This is a genomic window from Thalassospira sp. MCCC 1A01428, assembly GCF_002115825.1.
GTDB lineage: Bacteria > Pseudomonadota > Alphaproteobacteria > Rhodospirillales > Thalassospiraceae > Thalassospira.
In genome coordinates, this window is sequence record NZ_JFJZ01000015.1 from 16,688 (window position 1) to 33,416 (window position 16,729).

The 16,729-nt window shown below is 53.8% G+C and carries 16 protein-coding genes; 10 read left to right on the forward strand and 6 right to left on the reverse strand.

Annotated features, from left to right (window positions below; translation table 11 throughout):
• Positions 1–20: 20 nt before the first annotated feature.
• The 4 genes from fabF (at position 21) to THS27_RS13170 (ending at position 4,322) form a co-directional block, all read left to right on the forward strand.
• Positions 21–1,286 carry a beta-ketoacyl-ACP synthase II gene (fabF, locus tag THS27_RS13150; protein ID WP_210402900.1) on the forward strand — a complete coding sequence of 422 codons (1,266 nt, stop codon included), beginning with the start codon at positions 21–23 and terminating at the stop codon, positions 1,284–1,286.
• A 242-nt stretch (positions 1,287–1,528) separates the two neighbouring features.
• On the forward strand, positions 1,529–2,002 hold the full coding sequence (locus THS27_RS13155; protein ID WP_085591582.1) for a MarR family winged helix-turn-helix transcriptional regulator: 474 nt from the start codon (positions 1,529–1,531) through the stop codon (positions 2,000–2,002).
• Between the two features lie 390 nt (positions 2,003–2,392).
• The gene (locus THS27_RS13165; RefSeq protein WP_085591586.1) at positions 2,393–2,962 is read left to right on the forward strand and encodes an isochorismatase family protein; all 570 of its coding nucleotides are present in this window, start codon (positions 2,393–2,395) and stop codon (positions 2,960–2,962) included.
• A gap of 70 nt (positions 2,963–3,032) precedes the next feature.
• Complete coding sequence (locus THS27_RS13170; RefSeq protein ID WP_246832957.1) at positions 3,033–4,322, forward strand: MFS transporter; 1,290 nt, start codon at positions 3,033–3,035, stop codon at positions 4,320–4,322.
• A gap of 75 nt (positions 4,323–4,397) precedes the next feature.
• On the opposite strand, the gene map is transcribed toward THS27_RS13170, so the two are convergent.
• Both map and THS27_RS13180 read right to left on the reverse strand, forming a co-directional pair.
• Complete coding sequence (map, locus tag THS27_RS13175) at positions 4,398–5,204, reverse strand: type I methionyl aminopeptidase (protein ID WP_085591719.1); 807 nt, start codon at positions 5,202–5,204, stop codon at positions 4,398–4,400.
• A gap of 430 nt (positions 5,205–5,634) precedes the next feature.
• On the reverse strand, positions 5,635–7,581 hold the full coding sequence (locus THS27_RS13180) for an alpha/beta hydrolase domain-containing protein (protein WP_085591588.1): 1,947 nt from the start codon (positions 7,579–7,581) through the stop codon (positions 5,635–5,637).
• Positions 7,582–7,626: 45 nt separating this feature from the next.
• Here THS27_RS13180 and THS27_RS13185 point away from each other — a divergent pair, with 45 nt between their 5' ends.
• The gene (locus THS27_RS13185; RefSeq protein WP_210402901.1) at positions 7,627–8,370 is read left to right on the forward strand and encodes a GntR family transcriptional regulator; all 744 of its coding nucleotides are present in this window, start codon (positions 7,627–7,629) and stop codon (positions 8,368–8,370) included.
• A gap of 24 nt (positions 8,371–8,394) precedes the next feature.
• On the opposite strand, the gene sfsA is transcribed toward THS27_RS13185, so the two are convergent.
• Positions 8,395–9,111 carry a DNA/RNA nuclease SfsA gene (sfsA, locus tag THS27_RS13190; RefSeq protein WP_085591592.1) on the reverse strand — a complete coding sequence of 239 codons (717 nt, stop codon included), beginning with the start codon at positions 9,109–9,111 and terminating at the stop codon, positions 8,395–8,397.
• A gap of 127 nt (positions 9,112–9,238) precedes the next feature.
• Between sfsA and THS27_RS13195 the strand changes: the two genes are divergently transcribed.
• Positions 9,239–9,457 carry a DUF6500 family protein gene (locus THS27_RS13195; RefSeq protein WP_085591594.1) on the forward strand — a complete coding sequence of 73 codons (219 nt, stop codon included), beginning with the start codon at positions 9,239–9,241 and terminating at the stop codon, positions 9,455–9,457.
• A gap of 3 nt (positions 9,458–9,460) precedes the next feature.
• On the opposite strand, the gene THS27_RS13200 is transcribed toward THS27_RS13195, so the two are convergent.
• The 3 genes from THS27_RS13200 to THS27_RS13210 form a co-directional block, all read right to left on the reverse strand.
• Positions 9,461–10,375, reverse strand: a complete 915-nt coding sequence (locus THS27_RS13200) for a methyltransferase domain-containing protein (protein WP_085591596.1) — start codon at positions 10,373–10,375, stop codon at positions 9,461–9,463.
• Positions 10,376–10,556: 181 nt separating this feature from the next.
• Positions 10,557–12,737: a pyridoxamine 5'-phosphate oxidase family protein gene (locus THS27_RS13205; RefSeq protein WP_085591597.1), complete on the reverse strand. Its 2,181-nt coding sequence runs from the start codon at positions 12,735–12,737 to the stop codon at positions 10,557–10,559.
• A 109-nt stretch (positions 12,738–12,846) separates the two neighbouring features.
• Positions 12,847–13,464 (reverse strand): glutathione S-transferase family protein, encoded by a 618-nt coding sequence (locus THS27_RS13210; RefSeq protein WP_085591600.1) that lies wholly within the window; start codon positions 13,462–13,464, stop codon positions 12,847–12,849.
• Between the two features lie 154 nt (positions 13,465–13,618).
• Between THS27_RS13210 and THS27_RS13215 the strand changes: the two genes are divergently transcribed.
• From THS27_RS13215 to THS27_RS13230, 4 genes are all read left to right on the forward strand, one after another.
• On the forward strand, positions 13,619–14,524 hold the full coding sequence (locus THS27_RS13215; RefSeq protein WP_085591602.1) for a LysR family transcriptional regulator: 906 nt from the start codon (positions 13,619–13,621) through the stop codon (positions 14,522–14,524).
• Between the two features lie 57 nt (positions 14,525–14,581).
• Positions 14,582–15,418 carry a ComF family protein gene (locus THS27_RS13220; protein ID WP_085591604.1) on the forward strand — a complete coding sequence of 279 codons (837 nt, stop codon included), beginning with the start codon at positions 14,582–14,584 and terminating at the stop codon, positions 15,416–15,418.
• An 82-nt stretch (positions 15,419–15,500) separates the two neighbouring features.
• Positions 15,501–15,758: a glutaredoxin 3 gene (gene grxC / locus THS27_RS13225; RefSeq protein ID WP_085591606.1), complete on the forward strand. Its 258-nt coding sequence runs from the start codon at positions 15,501–15,503 to the stop codon at positions 15,756–15,758.
• Between the two features lie 141 nt (positions 15,759–15,899).
• The gene (locus THS27_RS13230; RefSeq protein ID WP_085591607.1) at positions 15,900–16,724 is read left to right on the forward strand and encodes a carbon-nitrogen hydrolase family protein; all 825 of its coding nucleotides are present in this window, start codon (positions 15,900–15,902) and stop codon (positions 16,722–16,724) included.
• Positions 16,725–16,729 lie beyond the last annotated feature (5 nt).

Below are 16,729 nucleotides of genomic sequence, written 5' to 3' on the forward strand. Positions count from 1 at the left end.
TTTTATTTGAAGACGAGGGCATGATGACGCAGCGGATAGTGGTGACCGGAATGGGCCTTGTGACGCCCCTGGGATGCGGCCTTGATGCTGTGTGGCAACGGCTGATTGCCGGTGAATCCGGTGTTGTGACCCATAACCGGTTTGACTGCAGCAATTTATCAACCAAATTTGCCGCCCTGGTGCCCGATCAAAACGAACATCCTGCCGGGTTGAATATGGACGATGTGGTTTCCAAAAAAGACCGCAAAAAGGTTGATCTGTTTACCATTTATGCCCTTGCTGCCGCCGGGCAGGCTTTGACGCAGGCAGGCTGGATTGACCTTGATCAGGATGCCAGGGACCGCACCGGCACCGTCATTGGTACCGGTATTGGCGGGTTGCCGGTAATTACCCATGCCGAGGAAGTCTTGATCGAGCGCGGCCCGTCACGGATTTCGCCCTTTGTCGTGCCCTCCTTCCTGGCCAATATGGCCGCAGGCAATGTGTCGATAAAGCACGGTTTTCGCGGGCCAATTGGCACCCCTGTAACAGCCTGTGCTGCCGGTTTGCAAGCCATTGGTGATGGTGTTCGCCTTATCCGGTCTGGGGAAGCTGATGTGGTTTTGGCGGGCGGTACCGAAGGGTGTGTTGATCCCTTGTCAGTCAGTGGTTTTTCGGCTGCCCGTGCCCTATCAACGCGCAATGACGCCCCGCAGGAGGCATCCCGCCCGTTTGACCGCGACCGTGACGGGTTTGTCATGGGCGAGGGGGCCGGATTGATGGTGATTGAAACGCTGGAACATGCGCTGGCCCGCGGGGCAACACCATTGGTGGAAATTACCGGTTATGGCACCAGTGCAGATGCCTATCATTTAACCGCAGGCCCCGAAGACGGATCGGGTTGTGCATTGGCGGTTCAGGCGGCTTTGCGCATGGCGGGGCTTGGGACGACCGATATTGGCTATGTTAATGCGCACGCAACATCCACGCCGGTGGGGGATCGGGCCGAAGTTGCCGGTTTGCGCCGGGTATTTGGCGATCATTTGCCCAATCTTCCCATTTCATCGACCAAATCGGCAATTGGCCATTTGCTTGGTGCTGCAGGTGGTGTCGAGGCAATTTTTACCGCACTGGCCCTGCGCGACGGCATATTGCCCCCCACCCTTAACCTGCATCACGTGGATGAAGGCCTGGAAGACCTGGACTTTGTGCCCAACCATGCCCGCAAGGCTGATTTGAAACATGCCTTGTGCAACGGGTTCGGGTTTGGTGGCGTTAACGCATCGCTTTTGTTAAGCGCCATATAAAACGCGATACACGGCAGTAACTTTCTTTTTTATCGAACGTTACAGACTATTCGGCCAGCTTTGCACATATGCGGGGCTGGCCGTTTTTGTTTGTCGCACAGGTATGGTGCGGGCATGCCGGTTCTTAATTGATGATTTTAAAATTGTTATCAGGTGCGCTTGACAATACAGAGGCTTCATCTATTTTCACCAATATAGAAAGGTAAACTTGGTAGATTGCCTTTGTATGTGAAAGCCATGATATGACAAACACCCCGGATAACGTCGAACAATCTTCTTCCTTGCCCGCACCAACACCCGCCCTTGCCCTGGCCACCGAACTGCATGCCATTATTGGCAGATTGCGGCGCAAATTACGCGCGCAGGCGCATTTGGGCGACCTGAACTGGACGCAAAAAGGTGTGCTGCGTTATTTGGAAAAAGATGGCCCCGCAACCGTAACGGTGCTGGCCCGCGCCGAAGGTGTGCGCCCGCAATCAATGGGGGCGCATATTACGGCATTGGTGAATGCCGGGCTGGTTGTCGGCCACCCGGACCCGAATGACGGGCGGCAAACCTTGCTGTCCCTAACCCGGTCATGTCGTGACTGGATGCAGGCCAGCCGCACTGTGCGCGAAGACTGGCTTTATCATGCCATTTTGGAAAACTTTTCAGACGAGGAACAACAAACACTTTCTGATGCCACCAATCTGTTACGCAGGATTGTTGATAGCTAATACCTGTTTCCACTGTTTAAACCGGCAAATGGCAGATCGCCAGATTGCGATATTAACGCCCGGCGCAATGCCGAAAGCCAGGCGATCACTTTCAAGCCGCAAGCCATGATCCATCGGCCTTCCCGCCATCCAGTTTCGTTATGCCATCCCTTGGGGTTTTGCCTGCTGCGATATGACCTTGGCATGTTGTGCCCGGTTTGCCCTGAAACCTGACTGCGGCGCCCTTAAATGACCGATTTTTTTTAATGCTTCTGTAGATGCCCCCGGCATCTGTTGTGTTTGCAAATAGTGCCCGCCATGCTGTCAAAACGGCCGTCTGCACCCTGCCTTGTTGTTTTTCCGTGCCCGGTTCTGCGCCCCCAAATTCGCCCTAACAAAGGATTGCGCCCCATGTCTGTTACTGTTCTTGATCCCCAAACTGCCCTGATCGTGATTGATTTGCAAAAAGGCATTATGGCTTATCCGACAGTTCATCCGATCGAGGATGTATTGGCAAAATCGGTGCAACTGAGTGGGGAATTTCGGGCGCGCAATTTGCCCGTGGTGCTGGTCAATGTTGCGGGCATGGCACCGGGCCGTAACGAACAACCACCCCGAACCGCAACATTCCCGCCAGACTGGGCCGACTTGGCCCCCGAACTGGGGGCAGGCACCGGCGACCATTTGGTAACCAAACATACATGGGGTGCGTTTAGCAAAACCGGGTTGGCTGATTATCTGGCCCAGCAGGGTGTAACACAGGTTGTTATATGTGGTGTTGCCACCAGCATCGGTGTGGAATCCACGGCACGCCAGGCCCATGAACTGGGGCTGAATGTGACATTGGCGGTCGACGCCATGACCGATATGAACAAAGACGCCCATGTTAACAGCGTGACGCGCGTTTTTCCGCGCCTGGGCGAAACCGGAACAGTTGCCGATATTATTGCCTGTTTTGATCGTGAAAGTGCCGGGAAATGACAACACAAAAAAAATGGTCCCGGCAATTTCGGGCTAATCATTATTCCGCCCGATTATGCGGGGGGCTGTTATGAAAAACCCGATGAAAGGCACCTTTCGCTCGTTGGCGGTTTATAATTACCGGGTATGGGCCAGCGGAGCGATCATTTCCAACACCGGTACATGGATGCAACGCACCGCCCAGGACTGGATTGTTCTGACGGAACTGACAGACCATAATTCAACTGCCGTGGGCATCGTCATGGGGCTGCAATTTGGCCCGCAGTTGTTGATGTTGCCCTTTACCGGTTTTGCTGCCGACTATTTTGACCGTCGCAAACTGGTGATGGTGACACAGGCCCTGATGGGCTTACTTGGCCTGGGGCTAGGCCTGCTAACGATAACCGGCCTGATCGAGCTTTGGCATGTGTATGTTTTTGCTTTTTTGCTGGGCTGCGTTGCCGCCTTTGATGCACCCGCGCGGCAAACCTTTGTTTCCGATCTGGTGCCGGAACACCATTTGTCCAATGCCATCGCCCTTAATTCCACGTCCTTTAATGCAGCTCGCATGATTGGCCCGGCGGTTGCCGGTGTTTTAATTGCATTCGTGGGTACGGGTTGGGTGTTTTTGTTAAATTCAGCGTCATTCATTGGTGTGTTGTGGTCTTTAATGGCGATCCGAACCGGGGAACTGAATGTCACCCGGCGCCCCTTGCGCGGGCGGGGTAATCTGGTCAGTGGTTTTCGCTATGTTGCTGCCCGGCCCGATTTGATGGCGATCTTTCTGATGCTGTTTCTGATTGGTACTTTCGGGCTGAATTTTCCCATTTTCATTTCGACAATGGCGGTCACGGTTTTTCATGCCGGGGCCGGGGAATATGGCATGCTGTCATCCATGATGGCTGTGGGGACGGTCATGGGGGCGCTGTTTGCGGCACAACGGGCCACACCGCAAATTGGTCTGTTATTTTATGGTGCGCTGGTTTTCGGGGTGGGATGTATCGTTGCGGCCGTTATGCCAAGTTATTGGTTATTTGGCGCTTCGCTGGTGATTATTGGCATTGCCGCCCTGACTTTCATGAGTTCCAGTAACGGCCTGATCCAGCTTTCAACCGATCCGATGATGCGGGGGCGGGTTATGGCTATTCGCATGGCAATTGCCATGGGCGGCACGCCAATTGGCGCACCTATTGTCGGCTGGATCGCCGATCAATACGGGCCGCGCTGGGCTTTGGGCATGGCGGCCCTGTCGGGGATTGCCGCGGCAATTGTGGGGTTGGTTTACCTGGTTAAATATCGCGAATTGCGTATTCGCCGGGTGGATGGGCGGTTGCGCATTCTCGTAAACGAGGTGCCAAAGGTGACAATGGCGGCTGAATAAAAAAAGGCAGGCCAGGTTTTGAACCGGTCTGCCTTTTATTCATTTACCGAACCATTGCTGGTTTATTGCGGCGTATTATTGTGCCGCGTCGCTGATGGCATAGGGCGGTTTTTCCATTCCGGCAGGTGATGTGGTAAAGATTTCATAGCCATCTTCTGTCACACCTAGCGAATGTTCAAACTGTGCTGTCAGTTTGCGGTCACGGGTAACGGCCGTCCAGCCATCGGACAGAACCTTGCATTCATAGGTGCCCTGGTTGATCATGGGTTCGATGGTAAAGATCATGCCAGGTTCCAAAACAAGGCCTTCGCCCGGTTTGCCATAATGCAGGATATTGGGGGCATCGTGAAAAACCTGGCCCAGACCATGACCACAAAAATCACGAACAACCGAAAACCGTTCAGATTCGGCATAGGACTGAATGGCATGGCCAATATCGCCCAGTGTCGCGCCGGGCTTTACCGCCCGAATGCCGCGCCATAGTGCTTCATAGGTTACGTCTACCAAACGTTGCGCCATCACCTTGGGAGTGCCCGCAATATACATGCGGCTGGTGTCGCCATACCAGCCATCAAGAATAACGGTAACATCAATATTCATGATGTCGCCATTTTGCAGTTTTTTATCACCGGGAATGCCATGGCACACAACATGGTTGATTGATGTGCAAATGGATTTGGGAAAACCGCGATAATTCAGGCAGGCTGAAACGGCCCCATGATCACGAATATACTGATCGCACAGATCATCAAGTTTGCCGGTGGTTACGCCGGGCACGACATAGGGGGTAATGAAGTCCAGCACTTCCGCAGCCAGCCGTCCGGCGGCGCGCATGCCTTCAAATGCTTCGGGGCCGTGAATCTTTACTTTGCCGTTTGCCAACCGAATTCTCCTTGTGTTGGCGATCCTTATGGGGCGGGCCCCATTTCTCACCGATAATGCTTTGCAGCCTAATGAAATAATCGTTGTACGCCCAAGAAGCAAGGTCCGGGCGCGCAACAGGGCCAGGTTAAAAGGCCAATATGCCCCCATTATTGTAAATTATGCCTTGTTATGGATCATATTTGCCAAAATTCGGGCCTGCTGCGGTTGTTAATACCTGTTTTGATTGCACAGATAAGTGGGGGTGGGCAAAAATATTTAATCAGGGGCGATCGTGGCACGCTTCCCTAATGGTGGATTGGGGGGCCTCTGATTACTTTTATGCCGGTTTTGCGGCATGAAAAAAGCCCGCCATAAAGGCGAGCCCAGGGTATGGATGGCGGATGCATGAGAATACGGTTCATGCGCCCGCCGCGTGTGCCCTGTTTCGTTAATTGTGCAGACTAACGCTTTGGGCCCTGGCTTTATCCATCACATAATCGATGTCGTCAGGCAGCATATAGCCCTGCCTGATCAGGTTCTGCGATGCTGCGCGAACATTATCCAAATAGCCGGTCTGATTTTGATAATGTTGCGCAAGGCTTTTGCGGCCATCGGCCGATGCATTGTTTTCAAAGGGCACAAAAAGCCCGGTCAGGCTGCATAATTCACCCGGGGCATAGCCGTCATTACGCAGGTTCCAGCCAGCATAAGTGCCCAAAGGTGCCGCGACATAAGGCAGGGCAACACCACCGGTCGGGTTGCCATTGGCATCAACGGGCGGGACATATGCGGGGTAAGTTGCACCGCGTTTGGGCGGAACGGCTGAATGATCCATGACCTGTAATGTGTTATAGGCCGGCACCGGGGCCGTGTCGCCAAATTTTGGCATTTTGAAATCGGCCAGCGGCGTTAATGTGCCATCTTTAAGGTTTGGATAGCGGCTGGCGGGCGGTGTTTTACCTGTTGTGATCCAGTCTGCCATGCGTGCATACAAGGCCCGCATAACCGGGGCCGCACTTAGCGGGTTGGTGGGATAACGACAAACCGGATCCATTTTTGATTCAGTCGCCCAGCCATTGAAATGCGGCGCGCCCTCAATAAAATAAAGCCGCACATTTTCAGGCATCTCAAGCGGTTTGCCGTCTGGCGATGTTGTAACCAGTGAGGCGCGGGCCTGCCAAAACTCGGTCGAGGTATCGGTATGTATGATCTTGGGGCAGGTGTCTGTTTTTTCGCAGGCGTCAAGAATGGAATCCTGTTTGCCCGTCAACGGATCGGTTGTTTCGGTGTAGGTAAACGGGAACTGATCACCGGGATAGTCGTGGTCTTCATGTTGGCGCGAATACCGGCCCGGTTGGGCAAAACGGTAATTGGTAAAGGTTTTGCGCGAACCGGCAATATGCGCCATGGCACCGTCGAAAACCTTGGCCCCGGTTTCGTCAGCATTAAAACCCTGATAAATGAAATCGCGCAGGAAACGCCCGGATTGCGAAATGCCAAGTCCCACTGTGTGTTTGATGCCCGTTAACGGGTCCCGGGCATCGTGGCCCGGATTGCCCCGCAGGAAAGAAATGACATCGCTGGTCGCAACGAAAGAAAGCCCTTGCGGAACCGGGTTTTTGGCCGGGTAAACGAAATCGTAAATGGCACCGGCATCCATGCCCTCGGGGCGGGTGATTTCAATTTCGGTAGGGCTGATATAAGTGAAGGACAGCCCGGCCGGGGTTGTGCGCGGATCATTTTCATTTTCGCGAACGGTCAGGGTTGCTTTTGTCGGGTCCAGGTCGGCGGCGGGATAGGTCAGGGTGCCTTTGCCGGTTGTACCCGGTTTGTCAAAAATGAACTGTTCGCGCGACGGACCGGTAATATCTTCAAGCACCGGAAGGTCAAGATTGATGGCTGAGGCGGGTAAATCGCTTTGCCAGCCCGACCACACCACAGTGTCGCCGCGCAGCATCAAAAATCCGTCACCGGCATCACCTGCTTTTGCAGGGATATCTGAAGATGCTGACCGGTTTAAAAGCATAAAGCTAAGATTACGTCCCCTGTTTGGAACCTCATAGAAAAGCAAACCGGATTTTTTATTGGCGTCTGTCGGTTGTAGAATTGAAACCTCGGTCGAAAACACGATTTCGCCCTGCTGGTTAACAGGAACCTTGTCAATATCGACAATGTTGGCCACACGAGGAGAGTTTGGATCGACGGCGAAGGTTGCCTTGGCATCAATGCGGTCATAAGTGCCGATTGCGGGGAAGGGCATACCTTCAAAAGCCGTGCTTTTTGCTGTGATTTCAAAATTGGTTACCCGGGCATTGGCATCAGTCGCAGTGCCGATACTAATAACACCGAGTGCAAGCATTGCTGGCAGTGCAATTTTTTTACTGCGTTTGTGCATAGTGTCCTCCCTTTTGGTTGAATTATTATCTGCACGCTAAAATTAATGTTGTTTTTGTGTGCAGAGTCAACTTTCTTGTATACAAGAAATAAAAATACGTATGCGGTGTATCGAATGACGACAAATACATTTCACAAGCTTAGAGACGATATTGAGAACGGGATTCTTACGGGAGATTTTGCGCCCGGCGAGCGATTGGATGAAACGCAGCTAGCCACCCGATTTGGCGTATCGCGTACCCCGATCAGAGAGGCCCTTATGCAATTAAATGCCATCGGCCTGATCGAATTTCGACCGCGCCGGGGGGCGGTTGTGGCCGATCACGGACCCAAATATGTGTTTGAGATGTTCGAGGTGATGGCTGAACTTGAGGGGATGGCAGGTGCCCTGGCCGCGCGAAGACATACGGCCGACGATAAAGAACAGCTTTTAAGCGCGCATAACCGATGCCAGGCAGCAGCCGACAATGAGGATACCGACGCCTATTATTATGAAAACGAGGCTTTTCATCACGTCATCTATTCCGCCAGCCAAAACAGCTTTTTGAACGAACAATGTGCCTTTCTGCATCGGCGCCTAAGGCCCTATCGCCGCCTTCAGCTGCGTGTGCGCAACCGTATGAAGACGTCTTTTGATGAGCATGAAGCGATCATTGAAAATATTCTGGGGGGAAACGCGGAAGCGACACGGGCCCTTTTACTTGCCCATGTAAAAGTGCAGGGTGACCGTTTTAGTGATCTTGTTGCCAGTCTGGATCAGATAAGGACCAAGGCAACAAAAGATCGCTAATCTGTGTGCCAGATGTAATGCGCTTTAACCGGTTGGCAAAACGGGTAGCTTGTTGCGCACCGTGACCGATAATGGATCAATGGCGCAATCATAGGCAATGGCTTCAACCCCGTGTGATGTGGCAGCCATGAAACGGGCGGCATAATGCGGGTCAATATCGTGGGCCAGCGTGAACCGGTCGCAATCTGTGCGCTGGATCAGATAAAGCATGACGGCGCGGTGGCCCTGGGCAACCATTTCGGTCATTTCATCAAGGTGCTTGGCGCCGCGTTTTGTGACGGCATCGGGAAATTCGGCAAGGCCCGGCTGGGCATTATCGCGTTTTAAATGCACGTTTTTGATTTCGACGTAACACAGGCCTTTGTCAGGGTCGGATAGTAAAATGTCGATCCGCGAATTCTGCCCGTATTTAACTTCGCGTTTCAGGGTTTCGTAACCCGCCAGTTCCGGGATTTTTCCGGCAAGGATGGCTTCTTCGACGATGGCATTGGGGTGGGATGTGTTAATTCCCACCATCGCATCGCCCACCTGGCATAATTCCCAGCTATGTTTCAGTTTGCGTTTGGGGTTATCCGATGTTGAAACCCACACAGCCAGCCCGGCATCCTTTAACCCGGTCATCGCACCGGGGTTGGCACAATGCGCGGTGATAACATCACCATTTTCCAGTTCAATATCGGCCAGAAAACGCTTGTAACGCTGGATCAGCTTGCCACGGATAAGCGGTGAGGGCAGGTGCATGGTCGGCCTTTCGAAAATCTGTCCTGACAGAACCTGTCATGTGTGTCGGGTAAACATCGTGCCAATTTCACGGCATTTCGGTCATACATCAACCCATTGATGCCTAAAGACATTCAAAGGACCTCACATGCGTGACAGCCTTCGCCAAAAGATCATTGAAATTTGCGACAAGAAAATCACGCAGAAAGGGCCAAATGTCGGCCTGTCATTTTATGCGTTTTTTGCCAACCGCAATGATGATCCCGACCTGTTGATGGAGGCTGCAAACTGGTGGATCAAAACCCACCAGCTTGATCATTTTGAAAAGGCCACAAAAATTCGCGATATGGTTCATGGGGGTAAGTAAGGCCTAGTTTACCGGCTTTGGTTTGTCTGGCACATCGCCCAAAAAATCAACCAGACTAACCTGTCCACTGCCACGGCGCAGTGGTTTGGGCTGGCTTTCATCGGGTGACCATGCGGTAAGGTACACCACCTGAAAACGGGCATTTACCCGTCCGTCGGGCCGGGCGTGGCGGTCGTGGTAAATTGCGGCAGCACGGGCAAGGGTGCTGCGTTTGGTAAATTTTTTGCTGCGTTTTAAAATCAGGTTGCTTTCGCCCATACCGGCAAGGTCACGCATCAGTTTTAGTGCGTCGGGGTAATCCACCGTGATTTCATCAATATCAACCACCGGCAGGGCAAAGCCACTGCGTTGCAACAGCGCGCCAGCATCCCGGACATCAATAAACGGCGAGATGCGCGGCGATACCCCGCCTTCTTCTTCGGCTTCGGCCGTCATCAGCGCATCGCGTAAATCTTTTAACGTTTCCCCGCCCAGCATTGATGCCAAAAAGAACCCGTCGGGTTTTAGTGCCTGCCGGGCCTGAACCAGCATACCGGGCAAATCATTCACCCAGTGCAGCGACAGGTTCGACAGGATCAAATCCAGCGACCCGTGGGCAAACGGCAAAAATTCCTCGTCCGCGACAAGGGTGGGGTGTTTGACCGCACCATTTTTGGCGTTGCGGGCATAGCCTAGCGAAATGTCGGATTGAAAAAGTGTTTCAATGCCGCCGCGTTTGCCAATGATCTGGCCCAACTCGCCACTATGGCACCCCAGATCAAGCGCGGTGGGGAAGTTGCGTGTGGTGTCGTCCAGCCTGTCGGCGAGCCGTTCGGCTGTTTCGGCAAACAGAAAATTGTAATCCTGCGACCGGTTTGCCGCACGGTCGCGGCGCATTTTCAGGATACGGCGATCAAACACCGTAATCGGATCGCTCATCAGGGGCTCCACTGTGCGGAATGCTATATTTGCCCTTTAAATAGCCCGCACAGTGCAGCCGTGCAATGGATCATCGGTTTGACCGGGCCGGATGGCCTGACCGGGCGACGGGTTTGATGGCACGGCATATTCATTTTTGTATCAACCATGATACGTATATGAATGCACCTTGCAGATGTCACTAGACATCAAGAACCAGTTTGGCACTGGCGCCTGCGGCAGGCATGGCGCAACATAAAAGCGCATTGTTATTGTCGCAACTTGCCGAAGGCGGGTTGGCATAGGCAACATCGCCGCTGATAATTGCGACCTTGCAACTTGCACAATTTCCACTGCGGCACCCATAATCCGGGCTTAGGCCTTCGGCTTCGGCCAGGTCCAGCAAGGTTTGGTTTTTGTCGGGATGCCAATGGGCGGTTTTACCGCTTTGGGCAAAGGTGACTTCAACCGGGGCATCGGAAATGGTGGCAGGGGTGCCGTTGTCCGATGCCCCTGTTGCCGGGGAAACATCTGGCGTGCGGGTTAAGCTGGCAGGGCCAAAGGCCTCGGCATGGATGCGGGTATCGGCAATGTTTTTGCTGCGCAGTCCGTCATACAGGGCCTGCATGAAACCGGGCGGGCCGCACAGATAAAAATCGTAATCATCAAACGGCAGTGCTGATTGTAAAAGGTCCATGTCGATGAAGCCGCTGGCATCATAATCGCGATGGGGCAGGGCGTTGTCGGTGTCGCCCAGAACCCGGATAATTTTAAACATGCCCTGCGATGCCTGTTCGAGTTCGGCCAGTTCGTGTTCAAAGGCACGGTCCTGTTTGTTACGTGCGGCATAAAACAGCCAACAGGGTTGAATGCGCCGGGCGCGATGGGCTTCGTATAATATGTGCCGCATCATTGCGATGAACGGGGTAATGCCAATGCCGCCTGCCATCATCACAATCGGGCGGTTTGACCGGGTGTCTGGCACAAAGTTTCCTTGTGGTGCGCGGGCTTCGATGATGTCGCCAATGGCAATGGTGTCGTGCAAATGGCGCGATACGCCGTTTTGACGGGCAACACTGATACGGTAGTTCCGGTCAGTTGGGGCCGAGGACAGCGTATAGGTGCGCACATGTTTGCTGCCATCGGCCATTGTGATGCGAATGGGCAGGAATTGGCCGGCAACAGGCGGGATTAATGCGCTGGAAATGGCATGTTGCGTATTTTTCCCAGTCTTTTCACCCGTGTTTTCATGTGCGTTTGTGCCCGTATGCCCGCGAACGGGGGCCAGATGGAATGATTTCACCGACCGACTTTCATCAACAATGCGAACAACTTCAAGCGGCCGCCATTGATTTGCCATCCGTAGTGCAATGGCACGCTGTGCGGCTTCGTCCCAGGTGCCGGTTAAAAGGTTGTTTGGGGATTGTCCGCCATCGCGCGGATGCCAGCGCAGGGGCAGTGCATTTTTTCGCATAACGATGTGAGTGGGGTAAAAACGCCACAGGCGTTCAGCCCCCTGAAAATGAGCAATTTCGGGGCTGTCGAGCAGGATTTCGGCCCGGCCGGTCAGTTGCAAAATAGTGCCGGTTTCAAAATCGGCAAAAATCAGCCCGGCGCGTCCGGTTTGCAAAATATTACCCAGCGTATTGAAAAACAGGTTTCCTGCAAAATCGGGGATGGTCAGCCCGCCATCGTCGTCCAGTCTGACAAAGCCCGGTTTGCCACCCCGGTGTGAAACATCAACTTCGCGGCGTGTGTGGGAGGTGGAACCGGGTGTTTCCGTGGCGCGGTCTGCATAGCTGGCGACAAAAAACGTATCGGCATTTTTGATCAGATTTTGGCAAAAATCATCGATATGTTCGAGGCGGGTTACGGTTTCGTCCGGGTTGGCAGCAGTGCCTTGGGGGAGGAAATAATGGTCGCGCAGGCGAATATATTGCGGGCAATTGCCAAAGCTGTGATGAACGGAAATTTCAAATCCGGCATCGTCAAAATTGGCAATACGGCCATTCATGCGGTTGCGGCGGCGCGTTTCAAGTTCGATTCCCAAAAGACCGACTGATTTGCCATTGGCAAGGCCGCCTTGGGCCGGATCATTGCTGTTGGGGGACAGGTTGATGTGTAATGTGGTGTCGTTTTTTGCCCGCATAAAACCGGGGGAGCCGGTGCGAATCGTGGCCCAGACATTATCGCGGTCATCGACCGTGCCCAAAACGACAAAGGGCAGTTTGGCAAAGAAGGTGCGGTGTTGTTCGATCATATGGTCGCGAATGGCACGGTTGCCGATTTCGGCCATTTGCGTGGTAATTCCCATGTGCTGATGAAGGGTGCGTTCACCTTCATGCCATGTTTCAGACGCTGGCTTGGAATCTGACATCGACATGGGAATTACCTTTGCTGAAAAAGCAGGCACCAAGGGGCAGCGGCACCCAAAGCGGGGCCGCCTGCCGTGTTCGGCGTTTGAAATGCAGGTTGGTGATGACCGGGCCAGGTTAGCTGGTTGTGCGCAAACCGGCCTGGGTGGTCGGAAAGGGGACAAAGCCCGGCAAAGCCTCGATCTGGCGAAGCCATTTGGCCACGTTGTGATAGGGGCTGATATCGACATTGCCTTCCGGGGCCTGCACGATATAGCTGTAAAGTGCGACATCGGCGATGGTCGCCCGGTCGGTAACCAGCCAGTCGCGGTTGGCAAGTTCGGCATCAATCAGCGTTAAAATGCTGTGCGCCCGGGCAATGACCTCATCGGTGTTGAAATCGGCCCCAAACACAGTGACAAGGCGTGCGGCACAGGGGCCATACGCGATTTGACCGGCAGCGACGGATAACCAGCGCTGGATTTGGGCGGCATGGTGCGGGTCTTCGGGCAACCAGTCGGTTTTGCCGTATTTTTTGGCAACATAAACCATGATGGCGATGGAATCGGGGATGATTACGCCGTCATCCTCAAGTACGGGCACCTGCCCAAACGGGTTTAACGCCAGAAATGCCGGCTTTTTATGTTCACCATTGGCAAGGTCAACAGGGATCAGATCATAGTCGGCACCGATCAGGGACAAGAACAGATGGGCGCGGTGGGAATGGCCGGAAAGTGGAAAATCATAAAGTTTCATAGCATTTTCCTTTGAAAGGAGGTGCAGGGAACGGCTGATGAAATGATTATGATTGTTTCAATTATATTAGTTAAGATAGAGTATTTGGAATGTACTGTTCCGTATTGGGGAATAATAAGGCGGCGCTTTCACACGTGGCATAGAAAGGTAATTCATGGACCGCTGGCAAGCGATGAAGGTTTTTATCCGGGTGGCGGATTGTGGCAGTTTTGCCCAGGCTGGGCGTGATTTGCGTATGAGCCCGCCTGCAGTCACCCGTGCCATTGCCTTTTTGGAAGAAATTACCGGTGCGCGATTGTTGACCCGCACCACGCGCAGCGTAAAGCTGACCGAAGCGGGGGATCGTTATATGCGCGATTGCCGCCGTATCCTTGATGATCTGGCCGAGGCAGAAGCGGCCGCCGGGGGGGCATATGCCACGCCAACCGGCACCCTGACCGTTACGGCTCCGGTTCTGTTTGGTAAAATGTTTGTCATGCCGATTTTAATGGCGTTTCTTGATGAAAACCCCGGTATGCGCGGACAAGTCTTGTTGCTTGACCGGGTGGTGAATGTGGTTGAGGAGGGCATGGACCTTGCTGTCCGTATCGGGCATTTAACGGATTCAGGTTTAAGTGCGGTACGGGTTGGCGCGGTTAAACGGCTGGTTTGTGCCGCCCCTGCCTATTTTGCAAGGTATGGCAGGCCGGAAAAACCGGCTGATTTGGCCGCGCACCGCATTATTGGCACCACCAACCCGCCAACCACCCAGGAATGGCGGTTTGGCCGCACGGAAAAAGTTGCAGTAGTGGTCCAGCCCACCTTGTTAACCAATGCGACGGATGCAGCCTTGCAGGCTGCCCTTGACGGCTGGGGCATTGCACGATTGTTGTCTTATCAGATCAGTCCGGCTTTGGCATCGGGCCAGCTTGAAACGGTGCTGGAGCAATATGACGAAAACCCGGTGCCGATCCATCTGGTGCATCCTGAAGGGCGGCGGGCATCGGCCAAGGTGCGGGCCTTTATTGATTTTGCAACGAAGCGTTTGCGCGCAAATCCTGCTGTTCGTAAATACGAATAAGTATTGTAGCGTTGCATGGGCATGGGCGGCTGCAGACAGGGGGAGAAGCCGGGGTGAATGGATAATCAGGATCAGAAGGTGGATGCGCACCATGATCGTCAGCCCTTTAAGCGGGTAGGCACGGCGGTTTGGCAGGCAATTTTGCGCGGTTTGTTGCCTGCGCGGTGCGGGGGATGTGGTGTTATCAGTGATGCCCCCCATGCGCTGTGTGCCGAATGCTGGTCGGCGTTGCGGTTTGTGTCGCCGCCTTTTTGCGCCTGTTGCGGGTATCCGTTTGAATTGATGCCGGTGGAAATGCTGGCCCCCGCCGACGAAATGGCCGCGCGGGATGCAAAATATGCCAAAGGTGTTTTATGCGGCCCATGTTTGCGCCATATCCCGCCTTATGATCGGGCCCGCGCCGCCCTGATTTATGATGATGGCAGCCGGGATTATGTGTTGCGCTATAAGCATGGTGACCGGACGGATTTAACCCCGCTTTTAACCCGCTGGATGATGCAGGCCGGGCAGGATTTTTGGTCCGATGCCACGTTGCTGGTACCCGTGCCTTTGCATCGCAGTCGGTTATTAATGCGCCGTTATAACCAGTCGGGTTTGTTGGCCGCGTCGCTGGCAAAACAAACCGGTATTTTGTTTGCACCCGATTTGATTACCCGTAAACGCAAAACCCGTAGCCTTGCCGGGCTGGGCCGAACATCCCGCCTGCGCGAGGTGCAGGGGGCCTTTGCGATATCGGCCAAAATGGCGACGAAATATGACGTGGCCGGGCGCAAAATTGTGCTGGTGGATGATGTTTTAACAACAGGGGCCACGGCGGCGGCCTGTGCGCATGTGCTAAAAAAAGCCGGAGCCATGCAGGTGGACCTGATCACAATTGCGCGGGTGGTACGCTGACGAATGGGAAATTATCTGTTATATACCTTCCCAACACACGGATATTCCGGGTCAGGAGCCCGAAATAAAAGGAATTGAATCGATGGCGAAAATTGAAGTTTATGCAACCGACTGGTGCCCCTATTGCAAGCGGGCCCGCAAGTTGCTTGATGAGAAAAATGCCGATTACGACGTGATCGACGTGATGATGGAACCGCGCCGCAAACGCGAAATGATGGACCGTGCCGGTGGCAAAACCAGTGTGCCGCAGATTTTTATCAATGACGAACATATTGGTGGCTGCGACGAACTGATGGCGCTGAACGCCAAGGGCGGTCTGGATAAAATGCTTTCAGCATAATCAAGACGAACTTGAAAAAGGGGTGGCTGCGCATATTGCGGGCCGCCCCTTTTTTGTTTTTGGACTTTCTCCCGCCGCTTTCGCTGCCTATTGTTGGGTAAATTGATGATAACCGGCGTCGTCGGATAAGGAGAATTAACCATGACCCGTTTTACCGCTGCCTGTGTTCAGGTAAACAGCCGTGATGACATGCATGATAATCTGGCGCGCGCGGCGATTTATGCGCGCGATGCCCATGCAGCCGGGGCGCGGTTAATTACCTTTCCCGAAAATGTATCGATGATGTCGTTTGGTGGCGACAAGGTGCGTGCCGCGGCCTATGCCGAAAAGGATCATCCGGCGCTGGCATTTTTCAGTGATCTGGCGCGCGAACTTGAAAGCACACTGATTGTCGGGTCGCTTCACGTTAGCGTGCCGGGTGAAGACCGGGTTGCCAACCGTTGTTATGCGATTGGCCCGGACGGGGCAGTTCTGACATCCTATGATAAAATCCACATGTTTGACGTGGACCTTGCCAATGGCGAGTCTTACCGCGAAAGCAAAACCTTTCGTCCGGGCGATGCCGCCCGGCTGGTTAAAACCGATCAGGCCGATATCGGTTTGGCGATTTGTTATGATGTGCGGTTTCCGCATTTGTTTCGCGGTTATGCCAAGGCGGGCGCAACGGTGTTAACCATACCCGCTGCCTTTACCCGCACGACCGGGCAGGCGCACTGGCACACTTTGCTGCGCGCCCGTGCGATTGAAACCGGCTGCTTTGTCATTGCTGCCGCCCAGTGTGGTGACCACCCCGGCGACCGGCAAACATTTGGCCATTCCCTGATTATTGACCCGTGGGGTGTTGTTTTGGCCGATGGCGGCACAGAGCCGGGCTTTATCACGGCTGAAATTGATCTGGAACGGGTGAATGAAGTCCGCGTGATGGTGCCATCCTTGCGTAATGACCATGATTACAGCCCGGCCTGATCGTG